This is a genomic window from Ruania zhangjianzhongii, assembly GCF_008000995.1.
GTDB lineage: Bacteria > Actinomycetota > Actinomycetes > Actinomycetales > Beutenbergiaceae > Ruania > Ruania zhangjianzhongii.
Map to the genome: position 1 here is coordinate 2,803,136 of NZ_CP042828.1, position 26,423 is coordinate 2,829,558.

The following is a 26,423-nucleotide window of genomic DNA, read 5'->3' on the forward strand; positions in this document are numbered from 1 at the left end:
CTCGCGAGTGCGATCGCTGGGGTGATAGCCCCAGCGATCTCACTCGCGAGTTGCTGCGGTCAGCTCGAGCAGGTGCACACCCGCCGTCAGCAGCGCGCGCGATCGAGCGTCGAGGGCCTGTCCGCGCCGGTCGAGGCGCTCCAGCACATCGGCCGGCAGGCCGGTCCGGCGCAGCTCGTCGAGGATCGCGCGAAGGTCCGGGATCCGGTAGCCGGCGCGGCGGAGCTGGTCCACGATCCGGGCATCGCGCACGTTGTTGGGGGAGTAGGACCGCGTGCGGCCGCGGCGCTGCGGGGTGAGCAGCCCTTCTCTTTCCCAGTGCCGTAGCGTCGAAGGGCGGACATCGAGCGCCGAAGCGAGCAGGCCAATGGTCATGGCATCGCCGGCGTGCTGCTCGCCCATCGCCTCTGCGGAGATCGCACTGGACGCGGTGACGGCGCGGCGCAGCGTCGTGCGCTCGGCATGCAAGGCGGCATGCAGCTCATCCATGCGGATCGCACTGGTCCGGGGTTCGGCCTGCAGCTCGCGCATCACTGCCTTCGCTGCGACGGGACCGAGGGCGGCGCTCAGCGCGGCGTAGGCCAGCACAGCGTGCAGGTGGCGGGGGGTGAACTGCCGGTACCCGTTCGCGGCCCTGATCGACGGCGGAATCACGCCTTCCGCTTCGAGGTTCCGGATGTGCTGTGCCGAGCTGGCAGTCAGGTCGGCCAGCTGGCCTGTGCTGAAGGAGGCGTTGAGGCTTGTGGCGCCGTGACGGCGATGATGCTGCGGCCCACCCTCCATAAGGACTTCAATGTAACGCTTGAAGCATGGATATCGAAGACGTGGTGGAGGTGCTGGCCGGCAACGACCAGATCCTGGTGTTGCGGCCGGGCCCTGGCGACGACACACCGGAGATCGCCTGGGGTGATGTGTTCTTCTACTTCTCTGCTGACGGTGAGATCCCGCCCGGTCAGCCGTTCGCCACCGTGATCACGAAAGACTATCCGCACGAGCCCGCCTGGCAGCGAGAAGCACACAGCATCCGAGTGAACATCCACGTGGGGGCTCCCGCGTTCGCCGAGCTGCTCGGCTACGCCCCGGGGGAGAGGAGCGGCCCGGAACCCTCCGCCGTCGATGTGCTGATGCCGCACCCCGCCTACGGCGAGCTCGGCTGGATCGCTGTGGTGGACCCTGGCACTCGCACGAGCGCGATCGTGACCGAGCAGCTCGGGGCGGCGTACCGGGCAGCTCGCCGGCGGGGTGAGCGTCGCCGGCGCTGAGGCCGGTAGCCGAGGTCAATCGTTCGGAGGACGACAGCCTGCCACCGCCCTGCTCACGATGGGGTGATGACGAACTGGACGGCGACCGCAACCCCACCGGGCACTCGTGCCCGCCTCAGCGCAGCCCTCTGGTTGGCCCAACCGGTCTACCTCGTGGTGGAGCTGATCGCCGCAGCACTGGCCACCGCGCCGTACACCCTGCTGCACCACACGATCAGTGACCTGGGCGCCACCACCTGCACCACGATCGCCTACCCTAGCCAGGACGTGCCGGTCTGCTCGCCGGCGCATCTCGCGGTGAATGCCTCGTTCGTCCTGTTCGGCGTGGCGATGGCGGTCGGCGCACTGCTGCTTCGGCCGTGGCTGCCTCGGAGCGGGCTGACCACGGCTGCCGTAGTGCTCTGGGTAGTAGCCGGAGCTTCGTCGATCGGCAGCGGTCTCACCCCGCTGGACCAGCTGCTCGAACTCCACGCCCTGGTCTCGACCCCGGGCATCGTGGTCAGCGGCGCGGCGATGGCTCTCACCGGCTCAGCGTTGGCGCGGTCATCGGGCCGGTCCTGGTGGTGGCTGGTCGCAGCCGGTGCGATCAGCACGATGGCGGGTGTGCTGATGGTGGTCCGGCTCGAGGTCCAGTGGGGCGGCCTGATCGAGCGGATCGCTCTGTGGCCCTCGTTCGCCGCCTGCGCGGTCGTCGCCCTTGCGGTGCTGCGGAACCGCCCAGCGGTAGATCTGCCCATTCCACGCTGACCCCGGGAAGGGGCAGAATCACGACTATGAAGGCTCTGTCGTCCGACACCGCAAGGAACGTCCTGGCCGGCCTGGCCGCGGGGGTGCTCCTCGGGGGCTGCTCGGTGACCACGAACACCCCGGAGGGCGCCACCACCGGCACCGGGGAGAACTCCTCGTTCACCGAGGCCGGCATCGAACAGATCATCGAGGACGGTGAGGCGACGATCGACCTCCGTAGCCCGCTTCTTGCCAGCGATCTGGGCGCCGACGAGCAGGCCCGTCTCCGTGACCTCGACGAGCGTGGAGAGGACCCGATCGAGGTAACCCTCCTGGGCGCCAACGGTGAGCTCGTGGTGCCGGCTGAGGTTATCCGCATCCTGGTGCAGCCCGAGGGCGCGGAGATCCAGAGCATCGCGGTGTTCGAAGGCGTCGAGGACGCCGCCGATCTCGCCGAACGACTGCGCGAGGTCGCCGGAACGGTGGGGTTCGACGACTCAGTCACCGAGCCCATCCTCGACCAGCTGACGGATGCCCCTGAGCAGGAGCACGACCGCTGGCTGAACGGCGGCACCGCCCTCGGGCCGACCGTCGGGCTGAATGCTGTGCACCACCCCGACGGGGACTCGCTGCTCCAGTACGAGCTGACACCTCCCGCCTGACAGCAGTGATATGGAACTCCCCAGGTCGGCGCACACAGCCGAGGGGGCTAACCCATCGACCGCGTGCGATGGCGCCACTCAGGCGGGCCAGGACGGCGGCGTATCGTTGGTGTATGGCGCGCACCAACATCGAGATCGACGACGCGCTCATCAGCGAGGCGATGCACCGATTCGGCCTTTCCACCAAGCGCGAAGCGGTCGACTACGCCCTTCGTCGCCTGGTCGGCCCGGTGATGGGGCGCGAGGAGATGCTGGGCATGGAGGGCTCCGGTTGGTACGGAGACTTCGACGGTAAGCGCACCGACGAGATCGAACGCGTGTGAATCTGGTCGACACCTCCGTCTGGGTCGAGTTCCTCCGCGAGATCGCCCCGCGCCACCGGACACCAACCACGGTCGCTCGACGACAGCCTGATCGCCGCAGTCTCTCTCGGCGGTCACTGCCCCACGCGGCCGTCGATGCACTCTCGCAACAGGTCGGCGTGCCCGCAGTGCCGCGCATACTCCTCGATCCGGTGCACCATCAGCTCCCGCACCGCGATGCCGTCGGCGCCGAGGCGCGCACCCAGATCCGGGTGCGCCGCTAGCGCAGCATCGGTGCGGGTCTGTTCCTCCTTGAGGGCGCTGTAGGCGGCGCGGACCACCGAGTCCTCGGCCAATGCGCCGTCGAAATCGCCGTCGGCGTACAGTCGGGGCTCCGGTTCTCCCTCGCAGATCCAGCCCCGCCAGTCGCGTTCCACCTCGGCCAGGTGTCGCAGCAGCCCGAGCAACGACATCGTCGATGGCGGAACCGACCGGCGGGCCAGCTGGGCGGCATCCAGTCCCGCGCACTTCATCAGCAGGGTGTTCCGGTAGTCGCTGAGGTAGTCCTGGTAGGTGGCCAGCTCACCGTCCGGACTGACACCGTCGGTGTTGCGCGGGTCGTCGTCGGGATCGACCCACATGTCGGGAAAGACCGTCGCCTGGGTCCAACGTCGTTGTGGCTCCATAGGTGCCATCGTGGGTCCAGCGCCGGCGCAGGGCAACGTGTTTGCCGTGGTCGAGGCGTGTGCCGGCACAAATTCAGGTGCACGCCGGCCCTGGCGTGGTGTCTGATCAGCAGATGACTCTCGAGTTGAAGACACCCGCGGTCGACGAGCTGGGCGCAGTGGTGGCGGAACTGAGCCGGTGGCAGAGCGACGAGGCACCACTGCAGCTGCACCCGGGCGATATCGGCTGGTTCGAGCGCTATGGCACAGAAGCGACCGCCGCGGCTGTGCGCACCTGGAGCCAGGATGGGCAGCTCCTGGCCATCGGCTTGCTGGATGGGGCCGATCTGCTCCGGATGACACTGGCACCACAGGTTCATCGGGACCAGAGGCTCGCCGAAGCCATCGCCGCCGATATCGCCGATCCGGAGCGCGGCGTACTGCCGGTCGGCGCCGCCGTCGTCGAAGCACCAACGGCAGCGCTGGTCAAGGAGGTGCTGGCCGACCGCGGCTGGGCGATCGACGAACCGTGGACACCGCTGCGCCGAGACCTGGGCGAAGCGGTGGCGGACCCGGATCTCCGGGTGGAGGTGGTCGGTCCGGACCAGGCCTCGGACTGGGCAGCCATCGTGCGCTCCGCGTTCGGCTCCACCACGTTCACCGAGCAGCGATGGCACGCCATGTCAGCAGGAGTGGTGCACGCCGATGCGCAGAGCCTGCTCGGCTACGACGACCAGGGCGCCGCCGTGGCGACGATCACGGTGTGGTCCGCGGGACCGGGACGGCCGGGGCTGATCGAACCGATGGGGGTGCACACCGAGCATCGCGGCCACGGCTACGGCCGGTCGATCACGGTGGCGGCCGCCAGGGCGCTGCGAGACCTCGGTGCCTCCAGCGCTCTCGTCTGTACCGAGAGCTCGCGAGTCGGCGCGGTAGCGACCTACCGGTCAGCGGGCTTCCAGCCGGATCCGGAACGCACCGATCGGCGTCGCGGGGCGTGATCTCCTGCCGCTATCAGACTATGCCGCCTCTGGGGGCTTGTGGCAAGGCCCCCTGCCCGGGCGAGAATCCAGGGACTTATTCGGCCGAGGTGCCGGATGCGATGGAAAAAAGGGGTAATGGATGACTGAGACGTACAGGGCCGCGACGGTCGCGGCCGAGAATGACCGCTACGTGCTGAGCCTGGGCGAGATCCGCCAGGAGCAGCTGCCGCTGGTCGGGGGCAAGGGCGCGAATCTGGGCGAGCTCTCCCCGGTCGACGGCGCAGACGTACCGGACGGGTACTGCGTCACCACCACGGCGTTCCGGGAAGTGCTCGCCGGGGCAGATTGGCTCGCGGAACTGCTCGACGGCCTGGGGGAGGTAGAGGCTACCGATCATGAGGGCATCGGCGCGCTCAGTGCGCAGCTTCGCGACGGCGTCCGGCAAGCGGATCTGTCGGCGGACCTGGCCGAGGCGATCGTGGCCCCGCTGGTGCGGTTCGCTCCAGGCACGGCGTTCGCCGTGCGATCGAGCGCGACGGCGGAGGACCTGCCGACGGCATCGTTCGCCGGCCAGCAGGACAGCTACCTGAACGTGATCGGCGCCGATGCGGTGCTCGCGCAGGTGCGCGCTTGTTGGGCCTCCCTCTTTACCGACCGAGCTGTCGCCTATCGGCTGCACCACGGCATCGACCACCGCGCGGTGACGATGGCCGTGGTGGTGCAGGAGATGGTCGCCGCAGATGCGGCCGGGGTCCTGTTCACCGCCGACCCGGTCACCTCGAATCGCACGGTGACCACCGTCGAGGCCGGCTTCGGCCTCGGCGAAGCACTGGTCTCCGGTCTGGTGAACCCGGACGTCTACCAGGTCACCGGCAGCGAGGTGACCACGCGGACAGTCGGGGTGAAGGCCCAGGCGAGCTACGCCGTCGACGGTGGTGGCACGCGCGAGGAGGCTCTTCCCCCGGACCACCAGACCAGCCGCGTGCTCACCGATGCCCAGGTACTGCAGCTGGCCGAGCTGGGCCGGCGGATCGAAGCACATTTCGGCCGCCCGCAGGACGTGGAGTGGTGCCTGGACGGCGAGCGCTTCCACATCGTGCAGAGCCGGCCGATCACCACGCTGTTCCCGATCCCGGAGACCGACAAGCCGGGCAACCGCGTGTACCTGTCCGTGGGCCACCAGCAGATGATGACCGATGCCATCAAGCCGCTCGGCCTGTCCTTCTGGCAGATGACCACACCGCGGCCGATGGCAGTCGCGGGTGGGCGGCTGTTCGTGGACGTCACCGATCGACTGGCGACGCCGACCACACGGGATGCACTCCTGGAGGGTATGGGCCGGTCCGATCCGCTGATGCGGGATGCGCTCGAGACCGTACTGGCCCGGGAGGACTTCCTGCCGGAGGTGTCAGGCGAACCGGTCGAGGCGCTACCGCAGGATTCCCTGCCCCCGATCGATGCCGACCCCGATCTGGTGACCGAGCTGATCGGACGAGCCGAGGCTTCGCTCGCCGTTGCCGAACGAGAGATCGCGCAGGTCCGTGGCGCTGAGCTGTTCGACTTCATCCTGGCCGACTTTCCCGAGCTGCGGCAGCGGGTTTTCGATTCGGAGAGCCTGCAGGCGATCATGGCGGGGATCGGCGCCGCCTGGTGGCTGAACGAGAACCTGGGGGAGTGGCTGGGAGAAGAGAGCCCGGCAGATGCCCTCACGCAGTCGGCAGCGAACAACGTCACCTCCCAGATGGGCTTGGCATTGCTTGACGTCGCTGATGTGATCCGCCCGCATCCGGAGGTGGTGGCATTCCTGCGAGCGACCGCGGATGAGCAGTTCCTCGACCAGCTGCCGGACCTCTCGGGTGGTGAGCAGGCGCGGGCGGCGATCCAGGAGTACCTGGACAGCTACGGGATGCGCTGTATCGGGGAGATCGACCTCACCCGGCCGCGGTGGAGTGAGCAGCCGGCGGCACTGCTGCCAGCGATCCTGGCGAATGTGGACGCTTTCGAACCAGGCGAGGCGGAGCGCCGGTTCGAGGCCGGGCTGCAGGTGTCCCGAGCCAAGGAGCACGCCGTGCTCGAGCGCGTGCGTCTCCTGCCGGACGGCGAGGAGAAGGCTGCCCAGACGAAGCAGATGATCGACCGAGTGCGCGTGTTCACCGGCTATCGGGAGTACCCGAAGTACGGGATGATCAGCCGCTACTTCGTCTACAAGCAGGCGTTGATGCGCGAAGCGCAGGTTCTGGTGGACGAGGGAGTGCTCGCCGATGCCGAAGAGGTGTACTACCTGACGTTCGAGGAGTTCGCCGAGGCGGTGCGCTCACGCCGGGTCGACCACAGCCTGATTCGCTCGCGGGCGGCCGAGCACGCGGCTAGCGCGGCGCTCACCCCGCCGCGGGTACTGACCTCGGACGGTGAGTCGGTGCTGGGGCAGTACCGGCGGGAGGATCTGCCGGAGGGTGCGCTGCCCGGTCTGCCGGTGTCCGCCGGGACCGTGGAGGGTCGGGCCCGGGTAGTACGGGACGTGGCCGACGCCGACCTGGTGGCTGGGGACATCCTGGTCACCGCCTTTACCGATCCGAGCTGGTCCCCGTTGTTCGTCACCATCGCCGGTCTGGTCACCGAGGTCGGCGGGCTGATGACCCACGGCGCTGTGGTCGCTCGGGAGTACGGCCTGACCGCCGTCGTCGGTGTGGAAGGCGCGACCGACCTGATCCGCGACGGCCAGCGCATCCGGGTGAACGGCACCACTGGCTACGTAGAGATTCTGTCCTGACGCGAGAGGAAACTGTGTCCTTGGAGATTGTTCAACCCGCCTCGGCCGACGAGGCGATCAGGTGGCTCGCTGCCTCGCCGCCCCCGTTCGAGAGCCCCACCCAGCAGCGGTTCCGGAGGATGGAGCATCTGCAGCCCGCGTTCGAGCGTGGCCAGCGCCGGCCCGAATGGGTCTGGGCGGCCCTGGACGGCGGCGGGGAACCAGCCGCCGTGGTGGCCGGTCTGGGTCACGCCGACGGCCTGATCCTCGACTACTTCGGTGCCGCCGACCCCGCCGCACTGACCCCGGCGTTGCGCGCTGCCACGGCCGCAGCCCGCGAGTTTCCGGAGGCGGAAGCCTGCCTGTATGCACCACCGGGTCTGCCCGCAACTTCCGAGGAGGTCCGCGCTGTGGTGAGCGCCCTGGCCGAGGCCGGATGGCAGCTGTTGGTCGAGCGGTGCCACTACGAGTTCACGCCCGAACCCGGGTTGGCCGGGGACGACGCCAGCACGCTGCGGCTGGAGCAGCTGCACGGCCCGGACGATGCTCGGCTGATCGATCTGCAGCGAGAGATCATGCGCGAGACGCTCGATGCGCATGATCGGGTACTCATCGAGCGTGACGGCCTCGAGGCGGCCACCCGCCAGGCGATGGAGGATGTCCTGGACGCTGATCCCTGGGAGTGCATCCACCTCGCCTACGCGGACGGCACCGGTCTGGAGGGTCCGGTGGGATTCGCGTCCTGGCGCGCGATGACCTCAGGTCGCGGCTACCTCGCGTTCGTCGGGGTAGCGCAGACGGCCCGGGGCCACGGCTTCGGCCGCCAGCTGGTCACGCTCGCCACCGCCGGTCTGATCGCGGACGGTGCCACCACGCTGATCGCCGATACCGACCGGACCAACTACCCGATGGTGCGCGCGTTCGCCGACGCCGGCTGGCCGGAGACGGAGACGCGGATGGACTTCACGCCGATCGGCTGACCGGCGGCGCAGCTCGATGGGACCGGCGAGCCTTGACGAAGGCGTCGATCGCATCGCCGATGCAGACCCCGACGATCCCGAACGCCACCAGGATGGTGACGATCTGTGCGACCTGAGCGCCGTCGTCGGGGATTCCTGCTAGCCACGGCTCGCTGTTCAGCAGCCGGCTCTGGGCCATCAGCCACAGCACGGGCACGGCGATGGCGAGGTTCAGGATCGCCTTGACCGCGGCTCGGCGGTAGGTCCAGCGGTGGCGCAGATAGGCCCCCACGGCCACCGCCACCGACGCCACCATCAGCACGACCGCGCCGCCGGACCACCACGGCCAAAGGCTGGGGTGCAGGAACGAGTGCCATTCGCCGCCGAGCCGGACGAGTCCGAACGCCTGGTCCCAGACGATCACGCCGATGGTGATCGCCGCCAGCACCACGGCGGAGACAGCATCGGAGAGCCGGACGCGGTAAGCCTGCGGCTCGGGCAGTCGGTCCGGTGTCCACGGTGTGGTCAGGTCTTCCTTGCTCGTTGCCGTGCTGCGTTCGATGACGGCGAAGACGAGAGTCGTCCAGAACGAGACGAGCAGGAACGCGCCGACGGTGCTGGCCCAGGTCGTGGAGACGATCTCGCCCACCGGTGCACCGGCGAGGGTCTGACCCAGGGCGACGGCGAACGCGACGATGGGAGTGACGATCCAGAGCAGGAGCTTGAGCAGCCGCCACCAGAGGAGGAAGTAGCGCGGTCCGATCAGGTAGAGCGGTCGATCGGTGTAACTTGCGGCGAGCTTGTCCGGGTCGCCGAGATGCTCGAGCACGGCCCGTTCGGCTGCGGCCGGATCCTCACCGGCATCGGTGCGGGCTTCGATCTGGTCCTCGATCGAGGTGCGCAGCTCTGCGGCGAGGTCGGCCCGCTGGGCTTCTGGCACTGTGCGCATCGCCGCATCGAGGTAGCGCTCGGTGAGGGTGGTGGTGTCCATCTCAGGTCTCCTGGGGGAGTGCGGTGATCGCTTCGGCAATGGCGCCGAACTCGTGGGTCAGGGCCGCGGCCAGGCGCTCGCCTGCGGCAGTGGTGCGGTAAAACTTGCGGGGCCGGGATTCGTCGGTGTTCCACTCGCTGCTGAGGTGACCCTGCTTCTCCAGGCGGCGCAGCAGCGGGTAGAGCGTGTTCGCATCAGTCTCGAAACCGCGCGCCTGCAGCTCTTCGAGCAGCCCGTAGCCGTAGCCGGGCCGGACGAGCAGTCGCAGGCAGGCAAGGACCACGGTGCCGCGGCGCAGCTCCTGCACATGCGTCTCGATCACTGACGGCTCGACCATACTTCACACTATACTGTGTGACACACACTATAGGCAATGGCACAGGTTAAATCGGCTCGCTGCGGAGGGGAGCTGATGGCCGTGACGGCCGGGGCCGGCCGCGGATCAGCCCTGCACGCAGAGGTTCTGATCTCAGGACGCTTCCGCTGAAGCGCCCGAGCCCGGGGGAGTGGGGGAGTAGCGGCGCTCGATCAGGCCGGACGTACCGCGAGCTGGGTGCAGTCGAGCTCGAAGCCCAGCCGGGTCGCAACCGCGCGCGAGGCGCTGGTGGTGCTCAGCGTGCGCCAGCGCGCAATGCCGTGCCTCTCGACCGCGAACCGAGCTGCTGCAGCAGCCACAGCGGTGGCGTAGCCACAACGACGCGCGTCCGGCGCGACGAGCACGCCGACATCAGCGGGGACGTCGTCGAAGACGGCGAGGTTCGCAGCGGCAACAGCACGCCCGGTACCGTCCTCGAGCAACCAGGCATTGGCGACGTCGGAGTCGAAACCGCTCTCGGACCAGTCGGCAGCGACGACGCGTCCGAGCAGCGCGTCGCGGACCTCGGCACCGCTGGCCGGACGTGCGGCGACGATCTCGGGGAGGAGCGAGGTGTGGTCCAGGAACGAATGCTCGCTGGGCCCGAGCACCTGCCAACCCGGCAGTCGATCGGACCACCAGCACGGATCGAGCACTGTGTCGGCGTCTGGTGCCCACTGACGGACCTGTGACGTCAGCGCCGGGGGAGCGGAGACGAAGCACCGGCCGTCACCTCGGACCGCGTAGACCCCGGGATAGCCAGCCAGCCGGAGTCCGTGCGTGACGACTCGCCCCGCCTCGGTGCCCACGGCGGGACCGAACAACGCAGCCCAGAAGCCGTCGAGACGGTGGCGGGTGTGCGAGTGCATAGGGGGAGTGAATCACAGTGCTCGCTCAGGCTCCGGTCACGATCCGGTCCAGCGCGGCGTAGCCGGCGGGCTCCCAGGTCGGTTTGCCACCGGCCCGGCCGAGCCTGCCGTTCGCGCCGATCTGGATCAGCACCAGGGCACGCAGGATGGCCCAGCCGCGGGCGCGAGTGATGGTCGCTTCGTCGGCCGCTGCATAGGCGTCGAAGAACGCGCCGGCGGCGCCGGCAGGCAGCAGAAGCCAGGCGGCGGCCAGATCCCAAGCGGGATCGCCCGCGCACAGGTCACCGAAGTCGAGCACCCCGGCGAGCCGGCCGTCCTGGACGACGACGTTGGCCGGGTGCAGGTCGCCGTGCAGCCAGAGCGGTTCACCCGCCCAGGCCGGTGCGGCGACAGCCGCGCTCCACAGCTCTCGCAGTGTTCCGACCTGCGGTGCGTCGGTGATCGGCTCGAAATGGCCGTCGACCGGCCCGACCTGGTCCAGGGGGAGGCCCCGGGGCGGGTTGACCGGGGCCTCGGGTGGCGCTTGCTGATGGAGTGCGGTGAGGAATCCGGCGAGGAGCTGTGCCGAGTCGGGCTCGCTGATCGGCGCGCGGTCGGCCGGTTCGCCGTGCACCCAGCGCACGATGTTCCAGGTGTGTGCGAACAGGTCCGACGGCGTGCCGGCGTGCACCGGGACCGGCGTGGGTAGCGGGAGCCGGCCGGCGAATCGCAGCAGCCAGGTCTGCTCCCGGTGCAGCAGCTCCGGGGCCCGTTCGGTGCGGGGCAATCGCACCGCCAGGTGCTTGCCGAGCCGCCACTGCTGGTTGTCCCAGCCACCGTGCACCTCGCGCAGCTCGAGGCCGGCAAGATCGGGGTGTTGTTCCTGCAGGAGGGCGCGCACCAGGTCCGTCTCGAACCGTACTGCGTCCAGCATGGGCCTTCCGATCCTCGGTGGAGCAGTCAGCGTAGCGCTGTGGCACAGTAGCCGGGTGCAGCCGTCGACCGCTGGACCGATCCCGTGGGTGACGTGGCTGCGGATCGTCGCCGTCTACGCAGTCGTGCTGATCCACACTGCCGGTCCGACTGCCGCTGGTGGTGGCTCGACCACGACTGTCGACGGGTGGGTGGCGCGGGCTCTCGATCTGCCGTTCATGTGGGCGGTGCCCGTCTTCGTGATGATCTCCGGTGCGCTCTCGCTGGATCCGGGTCGGTTCCGGGGGACCGGTGACTACCTGCGCAAAAGGGTCGCGCGGCTGGTGCCCGCGATCGTGTTCTGGAACGCCGCGTATCTGGTTTACCTCCTGGCGACGGCGGACGACTGGGGCCAGGGATGGCGTGACGCTCTCGGGCTGGTGCTCGCCGGGGAAGTGGCCCCACATCTGTACTTCTTCTGGATCGTGCTGGGGCTTTCGATCCTTACCCCTGTGCTTGTTCCGTGGCTGGCGGGCACGCGCCGTCGCACCTGGTTTATCGCCGCCGTCGCAGCCTGGTCCGTGCCGGTCCTGTCCACCTGGCCGCTGCTCCCGGGCGGAGAGTCGCTGGGCGTCCATACGGCAGCCTGGTCCTGGTGGATCCCGTACCTCGGGGCCTATCTGATGGGCTGGGCGCTGCGCGGGGTGCTGCTGCCGCGCTGGGCGATAGTTCCCGCCGCCGCGCTGGCCGTTGCCCTGATGGGTCTGCTGACCTGGCAGTGGAAGAACCCCGCGGCGCCGGAGTGGCTCGACCTCTGGTTCCCGGCGACCTACTACGGGCTGACGGTGGCCGTCCTGTCCTGTCTGGTCCTGCTGCTGGCACAGACGCTCATTCGACCCGGTGGCATCGGGGGAGTGCTGACCGGGCCTGGGGTGATGCGCGTGGCGTCACCGGTGGGGTCAGCCACCTTGGGCATCTTCGCGCTGCACCTCCTGATCCTGAGCGCCGGAACGATGACCGGAATCCTCGGTGCGCCCGAGACCGCCTGGCCGATCTTGCTGCTGCGGTTCGCAGTCGTCAGCGTCGTCACGACGGCGGTGGTGCTGGTGGTGCGCAAGGTTCCGGTGGCGCGGCGGGTGCTGTGAGTCCGAGAACGACGTCGACGTCGCAGCGGATCTCCACTGTTCATCGATCGCGCCCGTGACCGCAGGCCTTCGTCGCATGTGACTGAGCAGACGCCTCGTCCCAGCCCGCTCTGTCAGTGGGTGCACTGTGCACCCATCTGTGCGATGCTGGTGTTATGCCAAAGGTCATCCACATCCGAGACGTTCCTGACGACGTCCACTATGCGCTCACCGAAGCCGCCAAAGAAGAGGGACTTTCGCTGACCCGCTACATGCAGCGCGAGCTGGACGGACTCGCCAGCCGACGCCGGATCGTGCAGGAAAACGCCGGTACGATTCGACGCACACAGGCCGCCGTCGACAGCAAGGTGGAGCGCAACACGATCCTGTCCGTTCTGCACGAGGGGCGCGGCGATTGAAGATCGTCGACGCCGGAGTCATAGTCGAACTGCTCGCCGGCAACCTTGATCCTGGTCGACTCGGCGAGGAAGAGCTCGCCGCACCACACTTGATCGACAGCGAAGTCACCCACGTGCTGCGGGGACTGGTACGCCGTCAGGTTCTCAGCGAAAACCAAGGGAGCCTGGCGCTGGAAGGATTCACCCAACTCACTCTGGCCAGGTACCCCGCCGATTGGCTCCGCGCACGGATATGGGCGCTGCGGCACAACCTCAGCGGCTACGACGCCACGTATGTGGCGCTGACCGAGATGATCGGTGCCACCGCGCTGATCACCACCGACGCCCGCTTGGCCGACGCGCCTGGACCCGCCTGTCGGATCGAGCTGCTGCGCTGAGGGCGTCCAATGGCCGCCGCACGGGAGTGGACCGATCGGCGTGGCATGCAACTCATGCTTGACGTCGTCGATGACGACAGTCCGGCGATCTCTCTCTACGAACGCTTGGGGTGGAGCTTGGTCGACAGGCGTGACGCCGACTGGGTGACCCCCGAGGGGCGTCGCCATCAGGTCCGCATCTACCTTGCGCCGTAGGAACGACCATCATCCCCGGACGGCCAAGATCCGGAGATCACCATCAGTCTCGCGCACATCGCCACGGAGGAGCCTCCTCATAGCCGATAATGTACATTATGTCATTTCATTGTCCGTGTACTCGATCCGACCATGCGTCGCCCTCCCCCCGGCGACCGGATTTGCCGCGGAGCCTGCGGTCACAATTGCAGGTGGAGGCGCAGCGCTTCTTCGACCGCAGCCATGACACGAGGCGAAACGCGGCCCACCGCGGAGCCGACCCGCTCAACAGCGACCGAGCGCACCTGCTCAGCTTGTGCTTTGGAATCCACTCTCAGGCCCGTCTCGTCCGCAGGCAGCAGCACCTGGAACGGGAAGATGCGCTCTACGTTGCTGGTGACGGCACAACGGTCACAGCCCCCGACCAAACCGCTGAGCCACCGTATTGGCCCGGTCATTGCTGACGAGCACAGCGGGTCGACGCTTATTGGCCTCACCCCCTCGCACGGGGTCCAGATCGACGAGGCAGATCTCGCCGCGCAGCATCGATGAGTCCGTCGGCGGATGCTGCACTCCATGCGTCTTCATCCCCCGCCATGGCCCACTCCTCCCAGGCGGAGGCATACGCCGCCTCCAACTGCGGGTCCTGCAGGCGGCGGATAGCCTGCTGGACGGCGGCTGACCTCGACCCGAGGCCGGCCTGTTCCACGTACTGGTCGAGGGTCGCGAGGTCCTCCTCGCGATGAGCCGGATCCACCGCGGCGGCGGGTAACGTCAACGGTAGACGTCCGAGCGGTGCTCAATCGCGATGATGGTGACCCGATCGTCGATCCGGTAGATGATTCGGTAATCGCCACGGCGTGCGCTGTGGAGACCTTCGAGGTCGAAGCGCAACGCTTTGCCGACGCGGTGCGGGTTACTCGCGAGTGGGCCGTAGATGAACTCGATGGCGGCCGTCGCGACCTTCTCTGGAGGTCGCTGCAGCACGCGCTTTGTCGTCGCCGTCCATGCGACCTCGTACTGCTCCGCCATCAGGAACGCAGTGCGGCGAGGATGTCTCCTTGTTGAGCACATCGACGTCGCCGGCAGCCATCTCGGCGATGCTGTCACGTACCTGGGCAATCAGCTTAGGCCGGCTCATGACTTTCAGCGTCTCCTCCAGCGAAGCGAGGTCCTCAGTGCTGATGACAACCGCTGCCGCCTTGCCGTGGCGAGTGATGACGACTCGGTCATGCTCGCGCTCGACCTGATCGACGACTTCGGACAGCCGGTTCTTCACATCCCGTAGGGCCATCGCCTCATCAACGCTCATAGCTACAAGTGTGGCCACACGCTGACAGCGGTCAAGCGATCTTCCGCTCGCTGGCAAGACCGGTCCCGCTCCCCCAGCCACCGAGCCGAATTGAAGCCTGTCCTCGACAAACGCGGGCCTGTACAACCGCGAGACAGCGCAATGACGTCCGGCCACGCCTCCAATCGCAGGACAACAAGGCGGCGGTTTGGGCCCGCATCATCCGGTCATCGTCCTACGGTGGATCGATGAGTAGCGACACAGGTGTCGACGCGACGTTCGACGTTAGCCCGCTCAGCACCGAGACCTGGCCGGCGTTCGAGGCCCTCGTCCAGCGGCACAACGGCATCTTCAGTGGGTGCTGGTGTACTAACTTCCACGACTGCGCCGAACGTGGGCCGGGCTACGAAGGCAGCCGCGCATTCAAGAGGCAGTTGGTGGAAGCTGACGTTGCGCACGCCGCACTGGTGCTGGCCGGCGACGAGGCGATCGCCTGGGCGGAGTTCGGCACGCCGGGCGAGTTGCCCAACCTGCACCATCGCAAACAGTACGACGCGGAGAAAGAGGGCGAACCCGACTACCGCATCACCTGTGTCTTCGTTGACCGCAGGTACCGCCGCCAAGGTGTCACCGAGACCGCGATCCGGGGTGCCCTCGACCTCATCGCGCAGGCGGGCGGCGGTGTGGTCGAGTCCTATCCACACGATCTGACGCAGCAGACGAAGAAGATGTCGTCGTCGTTCCTCTACAACGGCACCCGCCGGCTCTACGAACGACTCGGCTTCACCTACCTGCGGCCCAAGGGCTTGAAGAACTGCGTGATGTCGATCGAGGTGCCGGTGCAACCATGACTGCGGCTCACCACGAGAACGGAATCGGATCCATGGACATGTTGATGGGCGAACAGATCGCCGAGGCCAACCTGACCGACTGGCGCAAGCTGGCCCAGGGGTTGCACGCCCGCTACCTGGTCGATGATTTCGGCACTGCCGTGCGGTTCGTCGCCGCGGTCGGCGAAGCAGGCGATGCGCTCCGGCACCACCCGAGCGTGTCGATCGGCAACGGGTACGTCGACCTCAAGCTGATCACCGCCAACGCGATCTATCGCGATGACGAGGGCGACGAGTTCGCCGTCGAATGGCCGACCCAGCAGGACATCGACCTGGCGCGACGGATCACCGAGATCGCCACCGACCACAAGCTCGCCGCCGACCCGGCTTCGGTCAGCATGGTCGAGCTCGGCCTCGACACCGCCGACTCCTCGACCATCGCGCCGGTGTGGACCGCCATCCTGACTGGGAGCGCCGAGGCCCACGACGAGGTCCGAGATGCCACGGGCCGGGTACCGAACCTCTGGTTCGGGCCCCCCGGCGATCACGAGAGCACGCGTCAGCGGTTCCATGTCGAGGTCTACGTGGCGCCCGAGGTGGCCAAGCAGAGGATCACGGCGGCCGTCGCCGCTGGCGGGACCGTGGTCGATGACAGCGAGGCGCCCGCACTCACCGTGATCGCCGACCAGGACGGCAACGAGGGAATCGTCTGCGTCGACATCTCAGCGGCGCAGAAGGAGTGACCCATCGGCTCGGCTCAGGGCGGGTGGAGCCCGCCGTTACCAGCCCAGTCGCACCGACGCTGCCTGCACATCATCGAGCCGGATGTCATCGCGGCGCTCCCGCTGCCACACCGCACGCGTCAGCCGCCACCGCTGCATCGGTGCCCGCTGGCCGCGTCGGGTCTGCCACTCGATCCCGTCGGGTTCGTAGCCGAGTGCTCGAGAGACGGCGTTCGACCCGCTGTTGTCCGTGAACGCGCTGCTGGTGGCCTCGCTCGCTCCCAGCCCATCGAAGGCGAGGTGCAGGATCGCGTGCCGCATCTCCCGCCCTATTCCCCGGCCGCGAAAGGCGGCCGCGAGCCACGAGAACGTGGTCACCGTGCGATCATTCCCGTCCCGAGCGCCGAGCAGATCCTGCATGCCGACAGGCTCACCGTCGACCACTACCGCGAAGTACAGACGCCAGGAATCGGAGTCGAAGCGCACTCTCCCGCGGTTGATTCCTTGCCGCCACTTCTGCACCCGGAGCTCAGGATCGGCCTCATACAGTGAGATCGGATCGTCGAACGGCGGCGGCTCCGCGTCCGCCTGGCCGTTGCGCACGTGCGCCGCCAGCCGGTCGAGCAACTCCTCGGTAGCACCGCACAGTTGCAGGACCGGCGTCGTCACGGTGAGCGCCAGCAGCGGATCGGTCGACACCCGCACACAGTAGTTGACCGACTCCCCCGCTCCCCCGGGGCCAGCAGCTGAGCGTGCTCACCGATGCGCTGCCAGCACTGCCGCCAGACCATCTTGCAGATCGGTCACGAAGTACTCCGGTACCTCCAGCGACGGGAAGTGCCCCCCGGCCTCCGGCTCGCTCCATCGGACGATCTGGCGGTACCGTTCCTGCGCCCAGGTGCGAGGACACTTCTCGATGTCCCGGGGATAGACGCTGATCGCTGACGGGACATCGACCACGAGCTCGGGATCGACTGCATTCACACCGCCGTGGCTCTCGAAGTAGATGCGTGCCGCCGATGCACCCGTCCGCGTCAGCCAGTAGAGCGTGACATCGTCGAGCACTCTGTCGATCGAGACTGTCTCGAACGGGCCGTCGTCGGTATCGGTCCAGTCAGCGAACTTGTCCAGGATCCAGGCGAGGAGACCGATGGGTGAATCGACCAGCGAGTAGCCGATGGTCTGCGGCCGGGTGGCCTGCTGCTTCGCGTACGCCGCATGGTGGAGCCAGAAATCGCGGGTCTCCTCAGCCCAGCGGCGCTCGGCCGAGCTCAGCCCGTCCATCGTCAACCCGGGCGGTGGCTGCGCCAACGTGGTGTGGATGCCGAGAACCTGCTCCGGGAACCTCCCGCCGAGAACAGTGGTGACCACCCCTCCCCAGTCACCGCCGTGAGCGACGAAGGTGCCATAGCCCAACCGTTCCATCAACGTCACCCAGGCGGCCGCGATCCTGCCGGCTCCCCACCCCGTCGTCGCTGGCTTCTCGCTGAAACCGAATCCCGGCAACGATGGCACCACGACGTGGAACGCCGGCACATCCGGACGCTTCGGGTCCGCCAGTTCATCCACCACATCGATGAACTCGGCGATACTGCCTGGCCACCCATGCGTCATGATCAGCGGGGTGGCATCTGCGCGCGGGGATCGGCGGTGCAGAAAGTGGATGCCGAGACCATCGATGGTCGTGCGGAACTGGCCGATCCGGTTCAGGCGCTCTTCGAACGACCGCCAGCTGTACGCGGTCCGCCAGTAGGTCGCGAGATCCACAAGATCGGTCAGCGGAACGCCCTGGCCCCATCGGTCAGCCTTGGGCCCGGCACGGGCGACCGTTTCGGCTTCCGGAAGCCGCGCTGCAGCCAACCGTGCGCGCAGATCCTCGAGGTCGCCCTCCGGTTGGTGCGCGTCGAATGGTTCTACCTCGCCGGTGAGACCAAGCATGAGTTCTCCAGACTGTCGTGGAACCGCCCGCGCGATCTGCGAACCGGCTAAGCCGGTTCTACCAGGCTGGATGGTGCCGCGCAACCGGCTATGGTGGTTCCATGTCTGCTGCATACCCGGACTTCCGCCTTGGCAGCGTGTTGGCGACCAGCTTCACGGCGACGCTGACGGAGCGCCGGGGCGACGCCGTGGAGCGCATTCCCACGCCGGAACGGCTCGTCGACTGGCTGACGGTCAGTGGTCTCGCTGTGGCGTCCGGCACCTCGGCCCAGCTCGACCGCGCCAGGGAGCTGAGAGAGGCGATTCACGCCGCAGCGACGGCGGCCGCGCGCCAGGAGCCGCTCCCTCCCCCGGCTGTCCAGAGCATCAATGACTTCAGCGGTCAAGGTCGGGCAGCAGCGATCCTCACCCCGGAGGGCGAGCGGCACTGGCGCCTGCGTGCGGCGTCCGGCCTCGAGGATGCGCTCGGCGTGATCGCCGCCGACGCGATCAGCATCATTGCCGGCGAGCGGGACGGCAGGCTGGCGCTGTGCGCATCGCCGACCTGCCGAGCCGCCTTCTTCGACACCAGCCAGAGCCGCACCCGCAGGTGGTGCGACATGAACACCTGCGGGAATCGTCAGAAGAAGGCGCGCTTCAAGGCGAGCCAGGTCAAGACCACTGGCCCCGCCGCTATCTGAGGTAGCGACCGGAGAACGCCAGGAGCTCCTGACTGCGCTGATCGCTCCCGAACCAGGTGATCCGCGAGATGGCGGTGACCACCGCGTTGACCGCACTCCAGGCCAGCAGCCGGTCAGGGTCCACGCCGGTGAGCCCGGCGAGCCGTCGAGCGCGCGCTGCCATCTGCTCCGTATCGCCGGCCACGGCTACGAAGTCCACCATGTCGAAGCAGCGGTCCCCCACGCACAGCTTCGGATCCACTGCTACCAGCCCGTGCTGATCGCTGGTCAGCGCGTTGCCGAGGTGCAGATCACCATGGATCGCGGCCTGATCGCCCCCGCCCTCAAGCAGCCGGCGGCAGACCTCAATAGCACGCTCCCAGGTGGCATCGGGCACCTGTGCCCGGACTCCCTCCACGGCCTGACGGGCACCGATCCGCTCGAACATGTCCGCACAGCGATCATCCAGCCGGTCGACCACCGGTGCCGGCGCGGTGGAGTGGAGGTCGCGCAGCAGATCTGCCCACTCCTCCTCGCTCGGCGGCACCCGGCCGTCGGTTCCGGCCTCCTCCCCCGGCAGCACCCGCTCCATCAGCACGGCACCTACCGCCGCGTCATAGACCGCCGGCACTCGTCCCGTAGGCGCGAGGTGCTCCAGCATCCACACCTGACGCGCCAGCGCCTCGGCGTCGGGACTCACCTTGACCACTGCAGGCTCACCAGTAGCCAGCAGCGCCCCAAGCACCACGGCGCTTGCGCCGGAGTCGACGAGGGGGCCGACCTCGATCCCCCACTGGCTGGTCAGCACGCGCAGCCGGTCCGGCAGGTCCGCCCCGAACCGGGACGCCGCCTCAGTCCCGAACCTGTCATGCAGTCCCGCACCCGCCTGGATGAGCTCCTCGCTATCAATCACCCAGCAAGGCTATGTCCACGGCGCAAGAAGATTCAGGATCCCGGTGCCACACACCGCACGCCGGCCCGCCCGGCGACTTGCAGCAGTTCCCGGTCGTAGGTGAGCAGTTCGTCGGCCTGTACGCGTAGCGCTGTTGCCAGGTGCAGCGCATCAGCACTTCGCAGCCCCCACGCCGACGTGCCGGCTCGGATCATGTCCTCGCGTTCGAGATCGATCAACGCGAGCGCATCCAAGACGGCGTTCACCGACTCCGCCGCGATCCCCCGTCGGCGATATGCGGCGCAGTGGAGCTCTGTGTAGAGCAGCCAGGACGCGACCACGTCGTCCCCGCGCGCCATGGAGTCTTCGAGGCTGTCGGCAAGGAGATCGGCGAACGGCTCATCCACGAGGAGCTTCAGCGCTGCTGAGGTGTCGAGGTACCGGATCATCGATCGCCCCGCAGGTCCTCCAGCAGCTCGGCACTGGTGACGTTCTTGGTCCGCTGCAGATCGCGGAGTGAGCGTCGGTCCGGACGCGGCGGGCGGAGCCGCCCTGCCGCGGCGAGGTCGTCAAGGGGCCGCGCCCCCGGCGGCCCGATCACCGCGGCCGCTTCGCCGTGATTGGTGACCGTGAACGACTCGCCCTTGGCCACGCGGGCAAGCACCCGAGAACTCTCGTTCCTCAACTGCCGGTGCGGAATGCTTTCCATCGCCGCCACCTCCTTCTGTAGCAACTGTAGCAACCGCAGGCGAAGGGCGCTCTCGCTACACCACTCATCATCGACGGCGGAGCACCCGGGGGAACTCTTGCGTCGCCGTCCTCCGGTGGTTCAGTACGTCAGGCCGTGCCCGTAGCTGAACAGCTCACCATCCGCGGTGCCCTCGTACCCGGGAAGATCGCTCGCCTGCTCCTCGACGGCCGCCCGTGTACCGGCCAGGGCGAACGGCATCCGGCCCTGAGGAGAGAATCGACCGGTGAGCACGTCCAGCAGAGCTTCGTCCGAGATACCGAAGGTCGCCACGATCGCCCCTGCCTCGCGCAGGCCGCTCGCCTCGTCCAGCACGAACGGCTGACGGAAGTACACATCCAGCACCACCTTGGTCGCATCGCCCACCTCACCGATGACCTCCTGGATGGTCCGCAACGAGGGCCGCACCCGCCACGACTCGGCCTCCTCCATCCCAGAGAAGTCGATCACTGTGCTCTCCCAGGGCAACGGGCCACCGAACGGTAGCCCGTCATCGGTGCTCGCCTCGGCGCCGTAGGCCACGCCCGCGTCCGCCGCACCATAGGGGCTGCGCCCATCCAGCCCGCGCACTCCGGGGAACACGATCGGGTTGATCTTGTCCGGACGCATCCCGGAGGTGGCCTCCGCGCTCCGGTACTCCCCCGTACCCAGCGTCAGCGCGCTCAGCCGCACCACCACGTGATCCGCTCCCTGGGCGCTCGGCCGGTCCTCCGCATTGCCATCCACCACCTCGAACCCGGCGGCGGTGAGCACGTCAGTGTCCACCTCGCCCAGCACGTAGACCCTCGCCCCCGGCTGCAGCGGCAGCGCCCGACCAGCACCGTCGGCCCGGTCCCGGTTCTGCAGCAGCACCACGGAGCGGCGCTGCACCTGCAGAGCGGTCTCACCGTGCTCCGGGCTGGCGAGCACGGCATTCGCCGCCGTCTCATCCACGTACGGGTTCTCGAACAGTCCCATCAGGAACATCGGCACGAGCAGGCGCCGCGCGGCAAGGTCGATCCGCTCCTCGCTCACCAGACCGTCGGTGACCAGGCTGGTGATCACGTCGATGTCGTGGAAACCCGACAGCGTATCGGTACCGGAGTTGATGGCAGCGGCCACCCGCTGCGGCACACTCGCCTCTTCCAGTCCCCAGGCACGGTCGGTGACGATCCCGGTATCGGAGTTGACATAACCGGCGAAGCCGAGGCTCTCCCGCAACAAGCCGCCCACGATCTGGTCGCTGAACGCCATCCCGATCTCGTCATAGCGCACACCCTCGTAGGTCACCCCCATCGGCACCCCGTAGTAGGGCATGATCGCGGCCGCGCCGCCGGCCACCGCGGCCCGGAACGGCTGCAGATGCTGGCCGAAGTTCCCCCCGGGATACACCTGGGTCTTGCCGAAGGAGTAGTGCGGGTCGAGCCCTCGCTCCTGCGGTCCACCGCCGGGAAAATGCTTGATCGTCAGCGCGACGTCCGACGCCGGGCTCAGCGACGAACCATCGGTCACCTCCGGCCCCTGCAAGGTGCCCAGCAGCGCAGTGACGATGTCGCTGGTCAGGTCGGCACTCTCGCTGAAGCACTCGTGCGTGCGGTACCAGCGCGGTTCAGTGATCAGGTCGACCATGTACCCGTACATCCCGCGGAGCCCGATCGCGCGCCACTGGGCGCCCATCACCTTGGCGAAGGCCGAGATCGGCTCCATGCTGCCCGCGCCCAGAGCCGCGGCGGCCAGACCGGCCTCCTTCGGAAACCCGCTGAACGCGCCGTTGCTCTCGTTGATCCCGGCCCGGGCATCCGGATCGATGTGGTTCCGGGCATTCGATTTGGCCAGCACCGGGATTCCCAGCCGGCTCCCCTCGGCCAGCTCCTGCACCTCGTTCATGAACGAAGCGGCCTGCTCCGCTGTCACTGACGACCCCGCGACGAACGGGTGGGAATCGTCACCCTGGCGCTCCTGACCGGGGACTGCCACCACGTTCCGGAAGATGATCCGGCGCATGTGCTGTCCGCCGATGTACTCCGCGGCTACATCGGTGGGCCTGCCGCCCCACTGGGCGTTCACCGTGTCGATGAGCATCAGCCCGGCCTTCTCGGCCCATGTCATCCGGGCCACCAGGTCCTCGGCCCGCTCCTGGGCAGGCAGTCGCCAGTCCTCGTACGGCGCCAGCTGCCCGTCGCCGTCGAGGTCCCGGAAGTGCAGGCCGTCGACGGCGATGGTCGCCTTGGTCCGGACACCGAGAGTGGGCTGCTCAGGAGTGGGCATCGATTCCTCGCTTCTATCGGGCTGCCGTGCGCTGGCAGGTCAGGCGTTCAGGCGTTCGACGGCGGATTCGCGCCCGCCTCTGGGTACTTGCTGCGGTAGAAGCCGACGATCATGTCGACCACCTGCGCATAGGTCACCGTGCCGGTGTTGATCACCAGATCGTAGGACTCATCGGTGTGTGGGTCCCACTGGTACAGGTTGCGGGACATCTCGGCGCGCACACTGTCCTCGAAATCAATCCTCGCCTCGGCGCCGCGCTCGTCCAGTTCGGTCTTGGACATCACCCGCTGGATACGCATCGGCAGCGGAGCCGTCAACCGCACGTGCAGCGCTCCGACGGCACGGCCGAGCACGACCGCGCCGTTACGACCGGCGATCACGGCACCGTCCTCGGCGAACTTCAACAGTTCCAGGCGGTTGCGCTCGGCGACGGAATGGTCTTCGGCAGTCTCGATTGCCCGAGCCATGTCCGCGTCCTGGGTGCCGGTGTAGGAGACCGTACGCAGCCAGCGATCGAAGGCGCTGTCCGAGGTGAGCAACTGCGCATCGGCATCGGCGACCTGGTCGGAGCTGAACTTCTGCGGCACATACTTCACCCCCAGCTTCTTCGCGACCGCTGGCCCGATGTCCGAGGCGCCGGCACCTTCGCGTTCAAAGATCGTCACCACCGGCAGCGTTCCCCGGTCCCGAGGGCGCAGGAGGAGGTCCCGGGCATCGCCCAGACCGTCGACACGCACCCGCGAGGCATCAACCCCATAGTTGCTGCTCACCGCGCCCACCGAGCGACGGGCGTTCAGGTCCCGGACGAGCTCCTTGTGCTGATCGACGCTCAGGTTGTACCAGATCATCACCACAGTGGCTGCGACCGCGATCGCAGCGGGCACCAGACCGGTGGCCAGTCGGATGCCCTCTTGCGCCGTCGCATCCTGCACATCGGCCTGTGCCACGTATCCGTACGCGCCGATCAGGGCTGCGCCGGCCCAGCCGCCGACTCCCTGACCACACTTCCGGATGAAGGAGAGGATCGAGTAGGAGCCACCCTCGGAGCGCAACCCGGTCTTCCACTCACCGAAGTCCACCGTGTCCGCTTGCATCGAGAACATCAGCGCGTTGGTGCCGCCGGTGCCGAGGCCGAACAGGAACCAGGCCACGATCGCCAACGGCAGACTGCCCTCTGGCACGAGGTAGATCAGCACGAACGCCAGGATGGTGACCATCGCTGCACCGATATAGCCGTTGCGCTTTCCGAACCGCGAGGTGATCCCGGCCACCAGCGAGGCGATCAGCACGGTGCCCACGGTCTGGGCGATCGTCAGGAAGATGTACCAGGCCGCATTGCCCAGCACGTAGCGCGCGTAGTACATCGCCACGGCGTTCATCATGAACATCGCGGCGAGGAGGAAGAACGCACCCAGGCACAACACGATCAGCGGCCGGTTCTGTCGCAGCATTGTCAGTGTGCGCCGGAGCGAGATCTTGGTCGCGCTGCGCGGAACGACCTCCTTGGTGTTCCGGAAGCAGATCAGGTACAGGACCACGGCCACGAGCCCGAGTGCGACCGTCGTCAGGGTGAACTGCAGCCGCACACCATCGCTGGTGGTGTCCTGGAACTGCGGTGCGACGACAGCGGACAGTGCGACTGCTGTCAACGAGTTGGTGATCGACCGAGCGCCCGACAGCTTCGACCGGTCCACCGAGTCCTGCGTCATCGCGGCTGCCAAGGAGCCGTAGGGGATGTTGACGAAGGAGTAGGCCAGCTGGAACGCCGCGTCGAGCAGGAAGATCCACGCGATCGTCAGCGCGGGACTGAGACCGGCAGGCACGCTGAAGAGGAGGACGAACACGATCGCCAACGGCGTGCTGCCGAACAGCAGCCATGGGCGCAACCGGCCCCACCGGGTGTTCGTCCGGTCGACGACCTGGCCCGCGATCAGGTCCGCGGCACCCGCCCAGATCTTGGTGACACCGTAGATCGTGCCCGCCACCCCGGCCGAGAGCCCGGCGATGTCGGTCATGTAGACCATGAGGAACATCGACGTCATCATGAACGTCAAGTTGTTCGCGACGTCACCGAGGGAGTAGGAGAACACCTGGCCGCCGGAGAGCGTACCCCCGGTCCTCCCGGACTTCTCCGCCATCGCCCGCTCCCTCTCAACTCCGTCGGTGACAAGTTGACCTGACAACTAACTCTGACTATAGGTCAGGATGCCGTCGCGTGCGCCGCCGCTGTCCCTAGGTGACGGTGCGGCTGCCCGCGTGACATGCTGCCGGGATGGCGCGAAGCTGGTTGTCCGTCACCGTTGAGCTGCTGGGCGGCCGCGGTGAAGAATTCTGGCCATGGCCCGGCCGGATCTTCGCAGTCGGGCCCTCGCACACATTCGCCGACCTGGCACATGCGATCAACGGCGCCTTCGCCCGCTGGGACCTGTCCCACCTGTCGATGTTTACGCTCGCGGACGGCACCCTGGTCGCGGATAGTGAAACGGTCGGCGAGCTGACCGAGTCGCCCTTCGGGCCGATCACACTCGGCCTCGACATGGACTCGGCCAAAGTGGCAAAGACACTGCAGCCGGGCGCCGAGTTCCGGTTCGTCTTCGATCTGGGCGACGACTGGACCCATCGGTGTGTGATCGAGGAGGAGAAGGTCGATCCGGTGGAGGTGCTCGGCATTCGCCCCAGCGCTCCCCTGTCCTACTGGGGCTGGGGCGCGATGCCGGACCAGTACGGGCGCCGCTGGGCCGACGACGACGGGCAGGGACGCACCCCACGCCGCCCCAACGCACCGCACCCGATGCTCGATGGCGCATGGCCGCAGCAGAACCAGGCCGAACCGGTGGATATCGCTGAGGTCCGTGCGGCAGTCGAGGCCGAGGACGTCGGTCGCTATCTAGCCGCGATCACCGGGCGGGAGATCGACAACGATCTGCACGAGGTGGCCGCTGGCATCCGGATGGTCCTGGCTCAGCAGCGCGGGAGCATGGAAGCCGTCGCGCTCTCCATCGTCAACCGGCTCACCTTCCGCCGCGGCCCGGGAGACGAGGAGCTGGCCGAGACCCTCCTGGCGCAGCTTCGGCACTGATCGACAGCTGGTCGCTCAGCGATGTCGAGAAACCCGTCCCAGTTCCGTCTCCTGAATACCCGCAACCACTCCCGGTTGCCGCACATCGAAGGAGAGAGACGATGAAGTACCTGATGCTGAAGCACTACCGCGGCGCCCCCACCAGCGTGAATGACGTGCCGATGGACCAGTGGACGCCCGAGGAGGTCACCGCCCACGTCCAGTTCATGAACGACTTCGCCGCGCATCTGGAGCAGACCGGGGAGTTCGTCGACGCTCAGGCCCTCTCCCCCGACGGCACGTTCGTCCGGTTCGACGGCGCCGGTAAGCCGCCGGTCACCGACGGTCCGTTCGCGGAGACGAAGGACCTGATCGCCGGCTGGATGGTGATCGACGTGGACAGCTACGACCGCGCCGTCGAGCTGGCCGGTGAGCTTTCTGCCGCCCCCGGTGCCGGGGGTGCGCCGATCCACGAATGGCTCGAGCTGCGCCCGTTCCTCACCGAGACCCCCGACACGACGGCGTGATCG

Annotated in this window: 32 protein-coding genes; 15 read left to right on the forward strand and 17 right to left on the reverse strand. The window is 67.8% G+C overall.

Annotated features, from left to right (window positions below; genetic code table 11):
- Positions 1-39: 39 nt before the first annotated feature.
- The gene (locus FU260_RS13020) at positions 40-783 is read right to left on the reverse strand and encodes a MerR family transcriptional regulator (protein WP_147917451.1); all 744 of its coding nucleotides are present in this window, start codon (positions 781-783) and stop codon (positions 40-42) included.
- 26 nt (positions 784-809) lie between these two features.
- Between FU260_RS13020 and FU260_RS13025 the strand changes: the two genes are divergently transcribed.
- The 4 genes from FU260_RS13025 to FU260_RS13040 all read left to right on the forward strand — a co-directional run bounded on the left by FU260_RS13025 (position 810) and on the right by FU260_RS13040 (position 2,973).
- Entirely contained in the window at positions 810-1,262 is a 453-nt protein-coding gene (locus tag FU260_RS13025; protein ID WP_147917452.1) for a DUF6194 family protein, read from the forward strand.
- A 66-nt stretch (positions 1,263-1,328) separates the two neighbouring features.
- Positions 1,329-2,009, forward strand: a complete 681-nt coding sequence (locus tag FU260_RS13030; RefSeq protein WP_147917453.1) for a DUF998 domain-containing protein — start codon at positions 1,329-1,331, stop codon at positions 2,007-2,009.
- 26 nt (positions 2,010-2,035) lie between these two features.
- Entirely contained in the window at positions 2,036-2,650 is a 615-nt protein-coding gene (locus tag FU260_RS13035) for a hypothetical protein (protein ID WP_147917454.1), read from the forward strand.
- A gap of 113 nt (positions 2,651-2,763) precedes the next feature.
- Entirely contained in the window at positions 2,764-2,973 is a 210-nt protein-coding gene (locus FU260_RS13040; protein WP_147917455.1) for a type II toxin-antitoxin system VapB family antitoxin, read from the forward strand.
- 113 nt (positions 2,974-3,086) lie between these two features.
- Here the strand turns inward: FU260_RS13040 and FU260_RS13045 are convergent, their stop codons facing one another.
- The gene (locus tag FU260_RS13045) at positions 3,087-3,638 is read right to left on the reverse strand and encodes a DinB family protein (RefSeq protein WP_235912338.1); all 552 of its coding nucleotides are present in this window, start codon (positions 3,636-3,638) and stop codon (positions 3,087-3,089) included.
- A 113-nt stretch (positions 3,639-3,751) separates the two neighbouring features.
- On the opposite strand from FU260_RS13045, the gene FU260_RS13050 reads away from it, so the two are divergent.
- From FU260_RS13050 to FU260_RS13060, 3 genes are all read left to right on the forward strand, one after another.
- Positions 3,752-4,618: a GNAT family N-acetyltransferase gene (locus FU260_RS13050; RefSeq protein ID WP_147917457.1), complete on the forward strand. Its 867-nt coding sequence runs from the start codon at positions 3,752-3,754 to the stop codon at positions 4,616-4,618.
- Between the two features lie 121 nt (positions 4,619-4,739).
- A complete protein-coding gene (gene rph, locus FU260_RS13055; RefSeq protein WP_147917458.1) occupies positions 4,740-7,370 on the forward strand; it encodes a rifamycin-inactivating phosphotransferase in 2,631 nt (876 codons plus the stop codon).
- A gap of 20 nt (positions 7,371-7,390) precedes the next feature.
- On the forward strand, positions 7,391-8,329 hold the full coding sequence (locus tag FU260_RS13060) for a GNAT family N-acetyltransferase (protein ID WP_147917459.1): 939 nt from the start codon (positions 7,391-7,393) through the stop codon (positions 8,327-8,329).
- Here FU260_RS13060 and FU260_RS13065 read toward each other — a convergent pair.
- The 4 genes from FU260_RS13065 to FU260_RS13080 form a co-directional block, all read right to left on the reverse strand.
- Positions 8,313-9,299 carry a permease prefix domain 1-containing protein gene (locus tag FU260_RS13065; protein WP_147917460.1) on the reverse strand — a complete coding sequence of 329 codons (987 nt, stop codon included), beginning with the start codon at positions 9,297-9,299 and terminating at the stop codon, positions 8,313-8,315. The genes FU260_RS13060 and FU260_RS13065 overlap by 17 nt on opposite strands.
- Before the next feature lies 1 nt (position 9,300).
- Positions 9,301-9,636, reverse strand: a complete 336-nt coding sequence (locus tag FU260_RS13070) for a PadR family transcriptional regulator (protein WP_147917461.1) — start codon at positions 9,634-9,636, stop codon at positions 9,301-9,303.
- A gap of 191 nt (positions 9,637-9,827) precedes the next feature.
- On the reverse strand, positions 9,828-10,523 hold the full coding sequence (locus FU260_RS13075) for a GNAT family N-acetyltransferase (protein WP_147917462.1): 696 nt from the start codon (positions 10,521-10,523) through the stop codon (positions 9,828-9,830).
- Positions 10,524-10,548: 25 nt separating this feature from the next.
- Positions 10,549-11,436: a phosphotransferase gene (locus FU260_RS13080; RefSeq protein WP_147917463.1), complete on the reverse strand. Its 888-nt coding sequence runs from the start codon at positions 11,434-11,436 to the stop codon at positions 10,549-10,551.
- Between the two features lie 55 nt (positions 11,437-11,491).
- Between FU260_RS13080 and FU260_RS13085 the strand changes: the two genes are divergently transcribed.
- The 3 genes from FU260_RS13085 (at position 11,492) to FU260_RS13095 (ending at position 13,334) form a co-directional block, all read left to right on the forward strand.
- Positions 11,492-12,559: an acyltransferase gene (locus FU260_RS13085; RefSeq protein ID WP_168211773.1), complete on the forward strand. Its 1,068-nt coding sequence runs from the start codon at positions 11,492-11,494 to the stop codon at positions 12,557-12,559.
- Between the two features lie 155 nt (positions 12,560-12,714).
- A complete protein-coding gene (locus tag FU260_RS13090; protein ID WP_147917465.1) occupies positions 12,715-12,957 on the forward strand; it encodes a hypothetical protein in 243 nt (80 codons plus the stop codon).
- Complete coding sequence (locus FU260_RS13095; protein WP_147917466.1) at positions 12,954-13,334, forward strand: type II toxin-antitoxin system VapC family toxin; 381 nt, start codon at positions 12,954-12,956, stop codon at positions 13,332-13,334. Before FU260_RS13090 ends, FU260_RS13095 begins: the two co-directional genes overlap by 4 nt.
- Positions 13,335-13,708: 374 nt before the next feature.
- Here FU260_RS13095 and FU260_RS13100 read toward each other — a convergent pair whose 3' ends face one another.
- From FU260_RS13100 to FU260_RS13115, 4 genes are all read right to left on the reverse strand, one after another.
- Entirely contained in the window at positions 13,709-13,966 is a 258-nt protein-coding gene (locus FU260_RS13100; protein WP_280527356.1) for a type II toxin-antitoxin system PemK/MazF family toxin, read from the reverse strand.
- On the reverse strand, positions 13,920-14,132 hold the full coding sequence (locus FU260_RS24615; protein ID WP_413038342.1) for a type II toxin-antitoxin system PemK/MazF family toxin: 213 nt from the start codon (positions 14,130-14,132) through the stop codon (positions 13,920-13,922). The genes FU260_RS13100 and FU260_RS24615 overlap by 47 nt, the downstream gene beginning before the upstream one ends.
- 150 nt (positions 14,133-14,282) lie before the next feature.
- Entirely contained in the window at positions 14,283-14,540 is a 258-nt protein-coding gene (locus FU260_RS13110) for a type II toxin-antitoxin system RelE family toxin (protein WP_147917467.1), read from the reverse strand.
- Complete coding sequence (locus FU260_RS13115) at positions 14,425-14,820, reverse strand: type II toxin-antitoxin system Phd/YefM family antitoxin (protein ID WP_147917468.1); 396 nt, start codon at positions 14,818-14,820, stop codon at positions 14,425-14,427. The genes FU260_RS13110 and FU260_RS13115 overlap by 116 nt, the downstream gene beginning before the upstream one ends.
- 227 nt (positions 14,821-15,047) lie before the next feature.
- On the opposite strand from FU260_RS13115, the gene FU260_RS13120 reads away from it, so the two are divergent.
- Together FU260_RS13120 and FU260_RS13125 are read left to right on the forward strand one after the other, a co-directional pair.
- Positions 15,048-15,650, forward strand: a complete 603-nt coding sequence (locus FU260_RS13120) for a GNAT family protein (protein WP_147917469.1) — start codon at positions 15,048-15,050, stop codon at positions 15,648-15,650.
- 32 nt (positions 15,651-15,682) lie between these two features.
- A complete protein-coding gene (locus FU260_RS13125; protein ID WP_147919482.1) occupies positions 15,683-16,372 on the forward strand; it encodes a VOC family protein in 690 nt (229 codons plus the stop codon).
- 36 nt (positions 16,373-16,408) lie between these two features.
- Here FU260_RS13125 and FU260_RS13130 read toward each other — a convergent pair whose 3' ends face one another.
- The gene (locus FU260_RS13130) at positions 16,409-17,050 is read right to left on the reverse strand and encodes a GNAT family N-acetyltransferase (protein WP_147917470.1); all 642 of its coding nucleotides are present in this window, start codon (positions 17,048-17,050) and stop codon (positions 16,409-16,411) included.
- Positions 17,051-17,107: 57 nt separating this feature from the next.
- Positions 17,108-18,289: an epoxide hydrolase family protein gene (locus tag FU260_RS13135; protein ID WP_147917471.1), complete on the reverse strand. Its 1,182-nt coding sequence runs from the start codon at positions 18,287-18,289 to the stop codon at positions 17,108-17,110.
- 101 nt (positions 18,290-18,390) lie between these two features.
- Between FU260_RS13135 and FU260_RS13140 the strand changes: the two genes are divergently transcribed.
- A complete protein-coding gene (locus FU260_RS13140) occupies positions 18,391-18,969 on the forward strand; it encodes a CGNR zinc finger domain-containing protein (RefSeq protein WP_147917472.1) in 579 nt (192 codons plus the stop codon).
- Here the strand turns inward: FU260_RS13140 and FU260_RS13145 are convergent.
- From FU260_RS13145 to FU260_RS13165, 5 genes are all read right to left on the reverse strand, one after another.
- A complete protein-coding gene (locus tag FU260_RS13145; protein WP_147917473.1) occupies positions 18,962-19,861 on the reverse strand; it encodes an aminoglycoside phosphotransferase family protein in 900 nt (299 codons plus the stop codon). The two genes, FU260_RS13140 and FU260_RS13145, sit on opposite strands and share 8 nt — an antisense overlap.
- A gap of 32 nt (positions 19,862-19,893) precedes the next feature.
- Entirely contained in the window at positions 19,894-20,289 is a 396-nt protein-coding gene (locus tag FU260_RS13150; protein ID WP_147917474.1) for a type II toxin-antitoxin system VapC family toxin, read from the reverse strand.
- Entirely contained in the window at positions 20,286-20,549 is a 264-nt protein-coding gene (locus FU260_RS13155; RefSeq protein WP_147917475.1) for a type II toxin-antitoxin system Phd/YefM family antitoxin, read from the reverse strand. The genes FU260_RS13150 and FU260_RS13155 overlap by 4 nt, the downstream gene beginning before the upstream one ends.
- A gap of 120 nt (positions 20,550-20,669) precedes the next feature.
- Entirely contained in the window at positions 20,670-22,835 is a 2,166-nt protein-coding gene (locus tag FU260_RS13160) for a glycoside hydrolase family 3 protein (RefSeq protein ID WP_147917476.1), read from the reverse strand.
- Positions 22,836-22,882: 47 nt separating this feature from the next.
- The gene (locus FU260_RS13165) at positions 22,883-24,973 is read right to left on the reverse strand and encodes a cytidylate kinase family protein (RefSeq protein WP_147917477.1); all 2,091 of its coding nucleotides are present in this window, start codon (positions 24,971-24,973) and stop codon (positions 22,883-22,885) included.
- 134 nt (positions 24,974-25,107) lie between these two features.
- Here FU260_RS13165 and FU260_RS13170 point away from each other — a divergent pair, with 134 nt between their 5' ends.
- Both FU260_RS13170 and FU260_RS13175 read left to right on the forward strand, forming a co-directional pair.
- Positions 25,108-25,914, forward strand: a complete 807-nt coding sequence (locus FU260_RS13170; RefSeq protein ID WP_147917478.1) for a plasmid pRiA4b ORF-3 family protein — start codon at positions 25,108-25,110, stop codon at positions 25,912-25,914.
- Between the two features lie 101 nt (positions 25,915-26,015).
- A complete protein-coding gene (locus FU260_RS13175; protein ID WP_147917479.1) occupies positions 26,016-26,420 on the forward strand; it encodes a YciI family protein in 405 nt (134 codons plus the stop codon).
- The last annotated feature ends 3 nt before the right edge of the window (positions 26,421-26,423 follow it).